At 57.0% G+C, this 13,896-nt stretch carries 10 protein-coding genes; 9 read left to right on the forward strand and 1 reads right to left on the reverse strand.

Annotated elements, in window-relative coordinates:
• Positions 1-9 precede the first annotated feature (9 nt).
• Complete coding sequence (locus CQ018_RS05515; protein ID WP_258142409.1) at positions 10-1,026, reverse strand: LacI family DNA-binding transcriptional regulator; 1,017 nt, start codon at positions 1,024-1,026, stop codon at positions 10-12.
• A 263-nt stretch (positions 1,027-1,289) separates the two neighbouring features.
• Here CQ018_RS05515 and CQ018_RS05520 point away from each other — a divergent pair, with 263 nt between their 5' ends.
• The 9 genes from CQ018_RS05520 (at position 1,290) to CQ018_RS05560 (ending at position 13,870) form a co-directional block, all read left to right on the forward strand.
• Positions 1,290-3,203, forward strand: coding sequence for a glycoside hydrolase family 127 protein (locus tag CQ018_RS05520; RefSeq protein ID WP_105549335.1), 1,914 nt, complete (start codon positions 1,290-1,292; stop codon positions 3,201-3,203).
• 92 nt (positions 3,204-3,295) lie between these two features.
• Complete coding sequence (locus CQ018_RS05525; protein ID WP_105548981.1) at positions 3,296-4,996, forward strand: ABC transporter substrate-binding protein; 1,701 nt, start codon at positions 3,296-3,298, stop codon at positions 4,994-4,996.
• A 583-nt stretch (positions 4,997-5,579) separates the two neighbouring features.
• Complete coding sequence (locus CQ018_RS05530; RefSeq protein WP_105548982.1) at positions 5,580-7,277, forward strand: ABC transporter substrate-binding protein; 1,698 nt, start codon at positions 5,580-5,582, stop codon at positions 7,275-7,277.
• A gap of 11 nt (positions 7,278-7,288) precedes the next feature.
• Positions 7,289-8,269, forward strand: a complete 981-nt coding sequence (locus tag CQ018_RS05535) for an ABC transporter permease (protein WP_105548983.1) — start codon at positions 7,289-7,291, stop codon at positions 8,267-8,269.
• The gene (locus CQ018_RS05540) at positions 8,266-9,261 is read left to right on the forward strand and encodes an ABC transporter permease (RefSeq protein WP_105548984.1); all 996 of its coding nucleotides are present in this window, start codon (positions 8,266-8,268) and stop codon (positions 9,259-9,261) included. The genes CQ018_RS05535 and CQ018_RS05540 overlap by 4 nt, the downstream gene beginning before the upstream one ends.
• Entirely contained in the window at positions 9,258-10,118 is an 861-nt protein-coding gene (locus tag CQ018_RS05545) for an ABC transporter ATP-binding protein (RefSeq protein ID WP_105548985.1), read from the forward strand. The genes CQ018_RS05540 and CQ018_RS05545 overlap by 4 nt, the downstream gene beginning before the upstream one ends.
• Positions 10,115-10,972, forward strand: coding sequence for an ATP-binding cassette domain-containing protein (locus CQ018_RS05550; RefSeq protein ID WP_105548986.1), 858 nt, complete (start codon positions 10,115-10,117; stop codon positions 10,970-10,972). Before CQ018_RS05545 ends, CQ018_RS05550 begins: the two co-directional genes overlap by 4 nt.
• 380 nt (positions 10,973-11,352) lie before the next feature.
• Positions 11,353-12,825, forward strand: coding sequence for a sodium:alanine symporter family protein (locus CQ018_RS05555; RefSeq protein WP_258142410.1), 1,473 nt, complete (start codon positions 11,353-11,355; stop codon positions 12,823-12,825).
• Positions 12,826-12,964: 139 nt separating this feature from the next.
• Positions 12,965-13,870: a dihydrodipicolinate synthase family protein gene (locus tag CQ018_RS05560; protein ID WP_105548988.1), complete on the forward strand. Its 906-nt coding sequence runs from the start codon at positions 12,965-12,967 to the stop codon at positions 13,868-13,870.
• Positions 13,871-13,896 lie beyond the last annotated feature (26 nt).

Consider the following 13,896-nt stretch of genomic DNA (forward strand, 5'->3'; position numbering starts at 1 on the left):
GGAGAGCGGCTACTTTTGCGGCCTCGGGCCGGTACTGTCTCGAATGACGAGAGCCGGGGCGACGAGGGTTGAGCCGGTGAACTCCTGGCCTTCAATTTTTGAAACTAGAAGGTCAAGGCTGAGGCGACCGAGTCCGTGGAAATCTTGTCGGACGGTGGTGAGCGGTGGATAGAAGTAGCTGGATTCCGGCTGGTCGTCGAACCCGACAACGCTGATGTCTCCCGGCACGTTCAGTCCGCGTTCATGGAGTGCGCGCATGAGCCCCAGTGCCATTTGGTCATTGGCGACGAATATGGCGCTGGTGCTGCTGACATCTATCTCCAAGCCGCGTTGGTATCCGGATTCGGAACTCCAATCGCCTTCGAGCAGCTGGCCGGGGGCGCTTTGGAGTGCCGCCAGCTCCCTAGCCCAGCCGTCTCGTCGTTGGCGAGCATCGATCCAGTCTGGAGGGCCGGACAGGTGGGCGATCGTTTCGTGTCCCTCCTTGATCAGGTGCCTAACAGCGAGGCGCGCTCCGAGTGATTGATCTACTGAAACGGTGTTTGGTTCCTGCGTAGAACCGGATGCGATAATGACCAGCGGAACGGGGAGCTTGAGGTCTTTGAGCGTATCCAAGGCGGAATCCACGGGTGCCACGACGATGATTCCGTCGAGGGGGTGGCCCAGTAGGTGGTCCAAGGATTCACGTACGGCAGTGCTTCCGGGGCTCGTCAGCCCCACGACATTGACGATATAGTCGTCCTCGAGCGCGGCCTGCTGGAGGCCAAGCAGCGTGTTGGAAGGGCCATATTGACCGAGTTCCACGATAACGGCACCGATAATCCTTGATGATCTGGTTGCCAGTGAACGCGCAGATGCATTCCGGCGATAGCCCAATTTGTCGATCGCGGCAATTACGCTTTTCTTGGTTCGCTCGCTCACATGGGGATGGTTGTTGAGGACCCGCGAAACCGTCTGGTGGGAGACTCCTGCGGCCAAGGCGACATCCTCCATGGTGGGAGGGGTTGTCATGTTTCTCTCGGGCATTTTGAGTGACATCCTTCATTTTTGAGTTCCGCTTCGGCTGTACGTACAGTACCGGCTTTGGCCCACCGATGGCGGATGGACATGGTGTATGGAGGTGCTCTTGTGGTGAAAATCCACTTGCATGAGAACATCTCGAGTTTTATTGGAATGTTACTTGCGTCATAATCATTCATCGGGTTAGGCTTCTGTGCAATGTCACATAATCAAGATTGTGAGCGCTAACAATGATTTCCTCGGAACTGCTCCTCGATGGAGTTCCAACCATGTTTGAACCCCGCGGGACCACGGCCACGCGAAACACCGCATCCACCCAGCTGGGAGCGGGAGCCGTCCGGCTTTCGGATGGTGAACTCTTTCGGTGGCAACACCGCAATCGTGAACAGACCATCGGTCACGCAATCCATCAGCTCCGACTGTCCGGAAACCTGGAGAACTTCAGAACGCTTTCAGCGGAGCAGCCTTCCGCGTACCTAGGGCGTTACCCTTTCCTGGACACCGACATCTATAAGACCCTCGAGGGACTAGCCTACGAGATCGCGCGCGAAAATGACGATGCATCCGAGGGCGCGAAGTTTTTTGAAGAGGCGGTGGGGCTCATCCAGGGGGCGCAGGCCGAAGACGGCTACCTCAACACCTTTTACCAGAATCCAAACGTCGAAGGCGAGCCATGGAGCGATCTCGCCTGGGGACATGAAATGTACAACCTTGGACATCTGATCCAAGCCGCGGTAGCCGCGAAGCGTCAGCTGGGAGATTCGCGGCTTCTCGGAGTTGCCACAAGATTCGCAGATCTCGTCGTCAGCAAATACGGCGAAAACGGTGAGCCGGTGGTTTGCGGACACCCCGAGGTGGAGATGGCCCTGGTGGAGCTCTATCGCGAAACCGGAAACGCTGACTACCTGCGCCAAGCCCAGCTATTTGTCGATCGCCGCGGCCACGGAACCGTCGAACTCAAGACGTTCACATCCGAATACTTCCAAGACAATCATCCTTTGCGCGATCTGCCATCGGTCACCGGACATGCGGTGCGGATGACCTACCTCGCCGCCGGTGCCACCGACGTTGCAGTGGAAACCGGCGACACTGAACTGCTCGCCCAATTGGAACGGCTATGGGACGACATGGTCGCGACAAAGCTCTATATCACCGGGGGACTCGGCAGTCGCCACTCCGACGAGGCAATTGGTGACCGCTTTGAGCTGCCTTCGGAGCGGGCATACAGCGAAACATGTGCGGCAATTGCCACCATGCAATGGGCCTGGCGCATGTACATGGCGCAGGGCAAGGCCAAATACATGGATGTTTTCGAAACGGTACTTTACAACGCCTATGCAGTGGGCCTTTCCACCGATGGCAAAGCATTCTTCTACGACAATCCGCTACAGCGGCGAGCCGATCACGAACAGCGCAGTGGTTACGAAAACGGAGGCGAAGAACTTCGACGTGCGTGGTTCGGTTGTCCATGTTGTCCACCAAATGTCATTCGTTGGGTTGCCGAATTGCAGGACCATATTGCAACAAGTTCAACGAGAGGATTACAGCTCTCCACGTACACCGGAAGCTCATTGAAAGCCGGCGGTCTTGAACTCGAAATCGCTACGGAATATCCGTGGAAAGGGCTCATCAATATTTCGGTGACCTCGGCGGAACCCGGAACCAGGGAACTGTCGCTCCGCATTCCTGGATGGTGCAAGAACCATGTCCTGAGCATCAACGGAGCGGTTTGCGATGCGGTGGCAAAGGACGGATGGCTGGCCGTCTCACGAGAGTTTGTAGCGGGGGACTCGTTGAAGCTGTCGCTCGACATGCCGATTCAGGCACGAGCCTCTCATCCGTATTTGGACGCGACCCGCGGATCTGCCGCAGTGGTTCGCGGACCAATTGTTTTTTGCCTCGAGGAACAAGACGTCGAAGCCGATATTGACGATCTTGTGATCACCACTGGCGCACTGGCCGGAGCGGCTATCCAGGATATGCAGATGCCGTTTTTGGATGGCGCCATCGGCATCGAGCTCGACCTGCTCAAATCCCCGCCGGCCAGCAACGAGCTTTACCCCGTTTTGGAGCAGCCCCTCCCCAAGGCAGCCGGCGCCGGGGTCGGGGCAAAAATGGTTCCCTACATGCTCTGGGGCAATCGCGAGGTCAGCCCCATGCGCGTGTGGCTCAGATTGTTCTGACTCCGAAATAAAGAATGCATCAACTCCGAAGGACGAGCCCGAAACACACCTGATCCAGTAGCTATCTGCTGGCCGAATAGATTGGACACACCTTGAAGAAACACAATTTTGCTCTGAGTCTGGCGCTCGCAGGTGCCCTCGCCTTGACCGCGTGCGGTGGATCATCCACCGCTGCCCCCGGGGATCCCGCGACCACGAGCGAATCGGCCGGTGCCGTCAAGGGCGGAACCGTGCGAGTGCTTCTCAACGCGGATTACTCGCATCTGGACCCCGCCATGGGGTTTGACGGCGGCGTCAACAACTTTTATCGGCTTGTCTACAGGACACTTACGACAAACTCTACGGAAGCCGGAAAAACAAGTGAAATGGTTCCGGACCTGGCAACCGACCTGGGAACGCCAAGCGACGGGGGAAAGACCTGGACCTTCACACTGAAGGACGATGTCTTCTTCGAGAACGGCGATCCCATCACGAGTGCCGAGGTGAAATTCGGCGTCCTACGGTCGTGGGATCCGGCAACCGGCATTGGTTCGCCGTGGGCCAAGCAGCTGCTCGATGACGGATCCGGTTACAAAGGGCCGTACGAGCAGCCCGATGTGGATTACAAGGCCATTGAAACCCCTGATGCCAAGACGATTGTGTTCCACCTGAACCAGCCGTTCGCCGACTTCAGCAGCGTTGTAGGCCAAAACTCCTTCGTTCCGTTCCCCGTGGGCAGCGGTGCCGGATCCGCGTTTGACAGCAAACCGATTGCTTCCGGCCCCTACAAGGTTGACAGCTACCAGCGCGGCGCCAAGCTAAACCTCTCGCGCAATGACAAATGGAGTTCGGCCACTGACCCGGTACGGCCTTCTCTTCCCGACAACTATGAATTCCTGTTCGGCCTCGACGGGGCAACGATTGACGAACGGATGCTTGCGGTTCAGGGAGACGATGCAAACGCAATCTCTGGTGGAGCATTGCAGGCGGCAAATATCTCACGAGTCCAAGACCCGAAGACCAGGGAACGTGCGGTAGTCGCCGACGCAACGTGCACCACGTACATGTCATTGAACACCACCAAGGCACCATTTGATGATGTGAAGGTGCGGCAGGCCATCAACTATGCAATTGACAAGTCGAGTCTGCTCACGGCAGCGGGCGGCAGCCTGCTTGCGACTCCCGCCAATACCGTGATGGTTCCGACGCTTCTGGGCTGGAATGATTTTAATATCTACCCAAGCACCGACAACAAGGGCGACATTGAAAAGGCCAAGGCCCTCCTTGCGGAAGCCGGCCAGAGCGATGGGTTCGAGCTTGTCTTGGACACCCGCGCACAGCCCAAGATGCAGGCGTTTTCCCAATCGGTGCAGCAGTCCCTCGCCAAAGTTGGCATCGACGTGAAACTGAACGTCATTGACACATCGTCCTACTACGAAGTGATCGGTACCCGTTCCCAACAGAACGATGCAGCAATCACCGGCTGGTGCCCGGACTGGGCCTCGGGGCAGACCTTCTTGCCGCCGCTGTTCGACGGGAAGAACATCTTTGACAAGGGCAATAGCAACTTGGCCCAGCTCAACGACGCAGGTGTCAATAAGCGGATTGCCGAGATCGCGGCAATGGAAGACGCCACGGAAGCCAACAAGGCTTATGGCGAGCTCGATGAGCAGATCATGGAATTGGCACCGGTCGTCCCGATGCTTTATGAAAACGGACTGCAGCTCACCGGGCCAAACATTGGCAGCAGTCAGGTCGGTTTCAACGGCGGTATCGATCTCATTACGCTGGGGCTCACCGATCCGGCGAAATAATTCCCGAATGTTGCGTAACTCCACTCCCGGCTGAAAACAAGGATCGGCCGAAATGAACCGTTGGGCACCGATTTTGATCTCCCGGAGAAGAGACAAAAGTCGGTGCCCAACTGTGCTTGGGCGAGGAGAAAGCTGTGCGGATGCAGCAGGTGAAATCGCATGAGGGAAGCAGCTCAGGAAGATTCCCGTACGGGTGCCGGGCTTCATGCGCGGGCCGAGAGCGGAAGTCAAACACCTCGGAAACGGTGTTGGGAAAACGGCGATACCTGGCCAAATTGTTACTTGCGCCACTGTGACCGAGCGTTTAGTATTTTATGCAATATCACATTACACAAAGGTGGATTTGGTGCCCGCGGCAAGTTTTTTGCGAAAGCTCACGTGATTGACGCCGTTCCCAACGGCGTGAACCGGGTATCAAGCCATGGATTTTGCTTGGCCCTGTTTGCGTCAAGGAAATCCCCCCCAAAGTGGTTCCGTGGCGCTGAGTCGGTCAGAATTTCCGCGCAGCACTCAAAGAGGCCTTCTGCGACTCTGCAAGTGGCACAACTTCGCCAGCATATATCTCCTAATTGAAGGAAACGTCATGAAAAGTAAGAAATTTGTTCTGGGGCTGGCTCTGACATCAGCACTGCTACTAACCGCTTGCAGCGGCGGTAGCAACGCTCAGGCTCCGGGCAGTTCGGCCGGTGCCGGAGCCGAAGGCACCACCGGCGGTACGATGCGAGTCATGGCTACCGAGTACTCGCACCTGGACCCGGCGATGGGCTTCGATACCAGCGTCATGAACTTCTACCGTCTGATGTATCGCACGCTCACCACCAACTCCTCGGAGGAAGGCAAGGTCGGCGAAATGAAGCCGGACCTCGCCACCGACCTAGGCACTTCAACGGATGGGGGCAAGACCTGGAAATTCACGCTCAAGGACGGTATCTTCTTCGAGGACGGGACCCCGATCACCAGCGCCGAGGTCAAATTCGGTGTTTCCCGTTCCTTCGACCCGGAGATCGGCATCGGCTCGCCATGGGCCAAACAGCTTCTCGATGACGGATCCGGCTACCAAGGCCCGTACATCGACAAGGACAAAGACTTCAAGGCTATCGAAACCCCGGATGCCAAGACCATCATCTTCCACCTGAACAAGCCGTTCGCGGACTTCGGGTCGGTTGTTGGGCAGAGCACCTTCGTTCCCTTCCCGTTGGGCACCGGCGCCGGCAAGTCCTTTGATGCCAAGCCCATCGCCTCAGGCCCCTACAAGCTCGATTCCTACACCCGTGGCGGCGATCTGAAACTCGTGCGCAACGACAAATGGGATGCCAAGACAGATACCGTGCGCCCGGCCAAGCCGGACAGCTTCGAATTCCTCTTCGGCCTTGACGGTGCCACGGTCGACGAGCGCATGCTTGCCGGCCAGGGTGATGACAAGAACGCCTTCTCGGTCACCGCGCTCCAGCCTGCAAACGTCTCACGACTGCAGGACCCAAGCGTCAAGGACCGTGCCGTGCGCGCGGAACCCGCTTGCACCACCTACCTGGCGATGAACACCACCAAAAAGCCGTTGGACAATCTCAAGGTCCGCCAGGCCATCAACTATGCAATTGACAAGTCGAGCCTGCAGACCGGCGGCGGCGGTTCGCAGCTGGCAACCGTCGCAAACACCATGATGGTGTCCTCGCTACTTGGCTGGAACGATTTCAATGCTTACCCGACCCCGGACAACAAGGGTGACATCGAGAAAGCCAAGTCCCTGTTGGCCGAGGCCGGCTACCCCGATGGCCTAGAGCTGACCCTCGACACCCGCACCACGACGAAGGTCAAGGCATACTCCGAGTCGATCCAGCAGTCGCTGGCCAAGGCCGGCATCAAGGTGAACCTGAACGTCATTGACGTTTCCTCCTTCTACGAGGTCATCGGTACCACCAGCCAGCAGAACGACATGGCCATCACCGGATACTGCCCGGACTGGGCTTCGGGCCAGACCTTCCTTCCGCCGATCCTGCACGGTGACAGCATCGTTCCCAAGGGCAACCAGAACGTCGCACAGCTCAACGATCCGATCATCAACAAGCGCATGGACGAGATCGCTGCAATGACTGACGTCGCAGCCGCAAATAAGGCATGGGGTGAACTTGACGAACAGATCATGAAGGCCCAAGCTCCGATGGTTCCAATGGTCTACGAAAACGTCCTCCAGCTGCATGGCAGCAACGTCGACCCGGGAGTCATCGGCTTCAACGCAAGCGCCGACCTTGTGACCCTCAGCCTTATTGACCCAACTAAGTAAAAGGTTTCGCCATGTCAATGCTTCCCGTCGGCCTGATGGCCGAGACCGGTGAAGTGACTGCCGAGGAAGGTGGAGGGACGGGCCCAAATAGAGGCCGTTCCACCACACTTCGGCGGGTCACCACCGCGATGCTTGCTTCCCCCGCTGCAATGCTCAGCGCCCTTTTTATCGTTCTGATTGTCCTCGTGGCAATCGCAGCACCCCTGCTCGTCAAGCTGAGCGGTTGGGATCCGTTCCAGTACGACGACACCGCAATCAACGCAGATCTCGGTGGTTTGCCGAACCTGCCTTGGGGCGGTGTCAGCGCGGAGCATTGGTTTGGTGTCGAACCACAGAGCGGACGAGACGTCTTTGCCCGTATTGTCTACGGTGCCAGGGTCTCCCTCTCCATAGCATTTTCGGCCGCGGCAATCACCACGGTTGTTGGCGTCGTCCTCGGCATGCTCGCTGGATTCCTTGGCGGGTGGGTGGACCAGGTTATTTCACGCATCATGGATTTCTTGATGGCCTTCCCGTCACTCATTTTCATGATTGCACTGCTCTCGGCGCTTCCCGCCGGCAACCGTCCGGTCCTGCTGGTGGTGGTCCTCTGCATCTTTGGCTGGCCATACACGGCCCGCGTTATTCGGGGACAGACCATGTCGCTGGCTCAGCGTGAGTTTGTGGAAGCCGCCCAAGCCTCCGGTGCCAGCAAGTCGGCAATTGTCTTCAAGGAAATTCTTCCCAACCTCACCGGAACCATCATTGTGTTGGTGACCCTTGCGGTGCCTTCATACATTGGTACCGAAGCCGCGTTGTCCTTCCTGGGCGTCGGCGTTGTGCCGCCTACCCCGTCGTGGGGCCAGATGATTGCCACTGCAGTTCCCTGGTACGCAACCGACCCCATGTTCTTCTTTGTCCCTGGTTTGTTCCTCTTCCTGACGGTTCTCTCCTTCACCGTATTTGGGGATCACCTCAGCCGTGCTATTGATACCGGGGAGACTTCCAAGTGATTACGTATCTAGTTAGACGACTTTTGGCCGCGGCGGGTGTTCTTGTACTCGTTGCGCTGCTGACATATTGGATCTTCTTTGCCTTGTCGCCGGATCCCGCAGTCATGATTTGTGGCAAGACTTGCACCCCCGATCGCATCGACCAGATCCGGGCAACGCTCGGAGTTGATCAACCGTTCATGACCCAGTTCTTTACGTTCTTGGGTGGTATTTTCATGGGTCGCACCTACGGAAGCGGCGAAGGCGCAATCGAGTGCGCGGCACCGTGCCTTGGCTTCAGCTTCCAGACGAACCAATCCGTATTGGACATGATCGCCGAGCGTATGCCGGTATCCATCACCATTGCAGTTGGTGCAGCAATCCTCTGGCTCCTCATTGGCGTCAGCGCAGGGGTCATTAGTGCGGTCAAGCAAGGAAGCTGGTGGGACAAGGCCGCAATGATGGTTGCGTTGAGTGGCATCAGCCTTCCGAACTACTTCATTGCACTGGTTCTCCAATACGTTCTCGTGGTTGAGCTGCAGATTTTGCCGTTCCCATCCACTCCTGCCTTTGGCGAAGATCCGCTGTTTTGGTTCCAGTCATACATCATGCCGTGGAGCATTCTGGCGTTCGGCTACGCGTCCCTCTACGCACGTCTAACGCGAGCGAACATGATCGACACGTTAGGGGAGAACTTTGTCAGGACTGCGCGGGCAAAGGGGCTAAGCTCCATGCTCGTTCTGCGCAGACATGCGCTACGCCCATCACTGACCCCGATTGTCACAATGTTCGGCATGGATTTTGCCGGATTGCTGGGTGGGGCGCTCATCACCGAAACGGTATTCGGACTCAACGGTGTGGGAAAAATGACCTCGGATGCCATCAGCAAAAATGATCAGCCCGTCATTATGGGTGTGACGTTGATGGCCGCGCTATTTGTCATCGTCGGCAACATCATCGTCGATGTACTGTACACAACGCTGGATCCACGCGTGAGGACAAAGGTCGCATGAAAAATCTAGACGCGGCAGGAAGCAATTCGCTGCTGGAAGTAGCCGACTTGGAGGTTTCCTTTGCCTCAAGTGCTGGAATAGCAACGGTGGTGCAGGGGATCAGTTTCACTGTTGCCCGCAATGAAACAGTGGGCATCGTTGGTGAGTCGGGTTCCGGAAAGTCCATGACAAGCCTGGCCATCATGGGGCTGCTGCCACCCAAAGCCAAAACCACCGGCAGCATCAAATTGCACGGAGAAGAGATTCTCGGGGCATCGGAGCGGCACATGCGTAAACTGCGTGGCAACCGCATGGCCATGGTTTTCCAGGACCCGTTGTCTTCGCTGAACCCGTACTACACGGTGGGCATGCAAATTGCGGAAGCGTACAAGGCCCACCGCGGGGGCTCGATGCGGGCCGCGAAACTCGTTGCAGTGGACGCCATGGGAAGGGTCGGTATTTCCGATCCCCAGCGAAGGGTTGACAGCTATCCGCATCAGTTCTCCGGAGGCATGCGCCAGCGCATCATGATTGCGATGGCAATGTGTTGCGAGCCGGATCTTCTGATCGCGGACGAGCCAACCACAGCATTGGACGTCACGGTCCAGGCCCAGATCCTGGAACTCATGTCGCAGCTCCAGAACGAATCCGGGACCGGGATGCTGTTTATTACCCATGACCTTGCTGTGGTTTCGCAAGTCTCCCAACGGGTGTTGGTCATGAACAAGGGCAAGGTAGTGGAGAGCGGGACCACCGAGGATGTCTTCTCAACGCCCCAAGATCCCTACACACAGGCGTTGCTTGATGCTATTCCTCGGATTGATGACCCAATTCGGGCTCTTAAGAAAGTTGAAATGGGAATGGTGAGTGAGGCATGAGCAGCGTAACCGAAGCGGTGTCGAGCCAGGCACTTCTGGAAGCCAGGAACCTGGTTCGAGAATTTCAGGTGAGTAAGGGAGGCGCCTTTGCCGGAACGGAAACTTTTCGGGCCGTTGACCAGGTTTCCCTGGCGCTTCACGCTGGCCGGACCACGGCGCTGGTCGGAGAATCCGGTTCGGGCAAGTCGACAACCGCACGCATGATTGCCAAACTCCTGGACGTCACCTCCGGAACCATGCACTTTGAGGGCGAGGACGTAACCCGGGCCAGCGATGCGACCTTGCGGAGATTTCGGGCCAATGTGCAGGTTGTTTTCCAGGATCCTTTCTCCTCACTGAATCCAAAACACACGGTTGACCGAATCATCGCTGCACCTCTTGATTACCAAGGGATCAGGGGAGTAGACCGCCGGGTGCTGGTCAAGACGCTATTGGAACGTGTTGGCCTGAACCCGGATCACAGCAGCCGCTATCCCAGTCAGTTCTCCGGCGGACAGGCCCAGCGTATCGGCATTGCTCGAGCGTTGGCCGTTGAGCCCAAACTCGTGATCTGTGACGAAGCGGTATCGGCGTTGGACGTTTCTGTTCAGGCCCAAGTCATCAATCTGCTACGTGATTTGCAGCAGGAATCTGGTTATTCCTACCTCTTTATCGCCCACGATCTAGCCGTGGTTCGTCAGATCGCTGATGATGTGGCAGTCATGAGCTCCGGGAAGATTGTTGAGCAGGGAACCACAGCCCAGGTTTTTGACAACCCAACGGAAGAATATACGCAGGCGTTGCTCAGCGCGGTGCCTGTTATTAATCCGGAATGGGAAGTGCGCCGGCAGCAAACCATGGGGCGTATCGCCTAGCTGAACCTAGGGTAATTAAGGGAGTAGTGGATGTACGGATTTTCCATACATCCACTACTCCCTTTGCGTAGAAAAAGACCTCGTGGAAACCCTTGCCACTCAAATATGTGACATGTACCATTGTATAGAATCGTGACGGGCGACATAGCTTTGCGTTCCGGAGGTGCCTGCGCGAGGCGTTTTCCGGAATCGCGGCAGTAGGGTGCTAGGTCTGAAAAGCTCGTGATTTTCGGTGGCACGGACCTCGGGATGGATCAAAGCCGATCCGGCTTCCGGGTACATGAAAATGCGCTTCCACTTGCAGTCGAATTCGCAATGGGTGCCGAGGCTGACTCGGCTCTCCGCAACTGTTTGAAAAGACTTAAGGAAAATCTATGGACATGTTGACCACTATCAACGATGCAATCTGGAACCCCATGGCGTACTTTGCCCTGGCCGTTGGATTGTTCTTCACGGTCATGACCGGACTCGTGCAATTTAGACGCTTCCCGGACATGATTCGCCAGATCCTGAGCAAAAAGAACTGCCCCGATGGAATTTCTCCCGCGCAGGCACTGCTCCTGACGCTTGCAAGCCGCGTGGGTGTGGGAAATATTGCCGGCGTTGCCACGGCAATTGCCGCAGGTGGTCCCGGTGCCCTGCTGTGGATGGTTATCTGCGCGCTACTTGGCTCGGCAAGCTCGTATGCCGAGACCGTGCTGGCCCAGGTCTTCAAGCGCCGCATCAATGGCGAGCACCGCGGCGGCATGCCGTTCTACATTGAGCACGGGCTCAAACTGAAGTGGCTGGCGGTAGTGGTTTCGGCAATTGCCATGCTTGGGTACGGATTTGTCTTCCCCGGCGTGCAGTCAAATAACATCGCCTCAAGCGTTGAAACTGCCTTCAATATTCCGCCGCTGGTTAGCGCCATCGCCATTACCGCACTGATGGCATTCGTGATTGTTGGTGGCACCAAGCGCATTGTCGGCGCCGCACAGATCATGGTTCCGGTCATGGCGGTTGGCTACATTCTTGCGGCACTGATCATCGTCATCGCGAACTACGAGCAGATTATTCCAACCATCAACCTGATCATTTCTTCGGCCTTCGGCACCCATCAGGTCTTTGGTGGCATCGTCGGTGCAGCGGTGGCCTGGGGTGTGCGCCGCGCTGTTTTCTCCAACGTTGCGGGCGTGGGGGAGGGGACCTATGGAGCGGCAGCGGCCTCGGTTTCACACCCATCCAAGCAGGGTTTGGTCCAGGCTTTCTCCATCTACATCGATACCGTTGTTGTTTGCTTCGCCACCGGTCTGATGATCATCATGACGGGTTCTTACAACGTGTTTGCGGCAGATGGCACGGCACTTGTGCAGGGAGTTCCCGGGATTACCGCCGGAGCCGCCTACACGCAGACGGCAATCAGCACGGTGCTGCCGGGTGTTGGCCCGGGCTTTGTCGCCATTGCACTGTTCTTCTTTGCCTTCACCACCCTTGTCGCTTTCTTCTACATTGCCAAAACCAACCTTGTCTACCTCAGTGGGCGAGACGATAATCCCGTCTTGGACTGGGCCTTAAAGCTTGGCATGCTCGGCATTACCTTCTACGGCGGCATTGTCAGTGCCGATGTCATGTGGGCGGTTGGCGATATTGGTTACGGAACCCTGGGCTGGATCAATATGCTCTGTCTGCTCGCGCTTTCTGCGGTCGTCTTCAAGGTCACCCGTGACTACGACAAGCAGTGCAAGGCGGGACTCGATCCAATCTTTGATCCGCTGAAACTTGGCATTACCGGTGCTGATTACTGGGTTGAAGAGGCCGAGAATATTGCTAAAAACCAAGCGGGGACGCCGGTAAACGCTGCTCTTTCAGAATAGTTCGGCCAACCTCTTCCCTCTGTACAATGTCACATGCTACTATTGAAATGTGATGTACGGCATGGAGCTGCAAGCGTCACCCACAAGTTTGAAATTCAGTGAAGTACCAACACTTTAATCCTCTTGAAAGGAACACAACATGAGCACCACCAAGAAGCCATGGCACGGAGTTATCGTCGCATCGGCACTGCAGTTCAAGGACGACTTCTCGGTTGACTACGAGGCATTCGCAGACCACGTACGCTTCCTTGCAAGCAGCGGTTGCGACGGCATCGCACCTAACGGATCACTGGGTGAATACCAGACCCTTTCCGATGAAGAACGTGCAAAGGTCATCGAGGTCGCTGTAGAAGCGGCTCCGGAAGGCTTCGTAGTCATGGCAGGCGTTGGCGCCTACGGCGGACTGCAGACCCAGAAGTGGGCGCAGCAGGCCAAGGATGCCGGCGCACACGCCATCATGTGCCTGCCACCAAACACCTACCGCGCATCGGAAGAGGAAGTAGTCGAGCACTTCCGCCTCGCCGCTTCGGCAGGCCTGCCGGTTGTTGCTTACAACAACCCATTCGATACAAAGGTTGATTTGACCCCGGCACTTGTTGCCCGACTATTCCACGAGGGTCTCATCGTAGGCATCAAGGAATTCACCGGTGACCCACGCCGTGCCTACGAAATCAAGGAATTGGCACCGGGCATGGATATCCTCATCGGCACCGATGATACGGTCCTGGAAATGGGCCTTGCAGGTGCCGTTGGTTGGGTAGCCGGCTACCCGAACGCCATCCCACACGCAACCGTGGAACTTTACCGTCTTGCCACCTCCGGCGATCTGACCGACATGGTTCGCGCTCGCGAAATCTACCGCGACCTGCACTCGCTGCTGCGCTGGGACACCAAGACCGAATTCGTTCAGTCCATCAAGCTTTCCATGGACGTTGTGGGACTCAACGGTGGCGTCTGCCGCCCGCCGCGTAACCCGCTCACCCCGGAGATCCACGCAGCGGTTATCGCCGACACCGAGGCTGCAGTAGCCAAGGGTTACAAGTAACCTGAAAAATACTCGTAGTCGGGGGT

The organism is Arthrobacter sp. MYb227, from assembly GCF_002975435.1.
In the GTDB taxonomy this organism is placed as follows: domain Bacteria; phylum Actinomycetota; class Actinomycetes; order Actinomycetales; family Micrococcaceae; genus Paeniglutamicibacter.

Excerpts from the sequence above, each read along its gene's own strand:
- CQ018_RS05515 (WP_258142409.1), bottom strand. The coding sequence starts at position 1,026 with ATGCCCGAGAGAAACATGACAACCCCTCCCACCATGGAGGATGTCGCC.
- CQ018_RS05520 (WP_105549335.1), top strand. The coding sequence starts at position 1,290 with ATGTTTGAACCCCGCGGGACCACGGCCACGCGAAACACCGCATCCACC.
- CQ018_RS05530 (WP_105548982.1), top strand. The coding sequence starts at position 5,580 with ATGAAAAGTAAGAAATTTGTTCTGGGGCTGGCTCTGACATCAGCACTG.
- CQ018_RS05535 (WP_105548983.1), top strand. The coding sequence starts at position 7,289 with ATGTCAATGCTTCCCGTCGGCCTGATGGCCGAGACCGGTGAAGTGACT.
- CQ018_RS05545 (WP_105548985.1), top strand. The coding sequence starts at position 9,258 with ATGAAAAATCTAGACGCGGCAGGAAGCAATTCGCTGCTGGAAGTAGCC.
- CQ018_RS05550 (WP_105548986.1), top strand. The coding sequence starts at position 10,115 with ATGAGCAGCGTAACCGAAGCGGTGTCGAGCCAGGCACTTCTGGAAGCC.
- CQ018_RS05555 (WP_258142410.1), top strand. The coding sequence starts at position 11,353 with ATGTTGACCACTATCAACGATGCAATCTGGAACCCCATGGCGTACTTT.
- CQ018_RS05560 (WP_105548988.1), top strand. The coding sequence starts at position 12,965 with ATGAGCACCACCAAGAAGCCATGGCACGGAGTTATCGTCGCATCGGCA.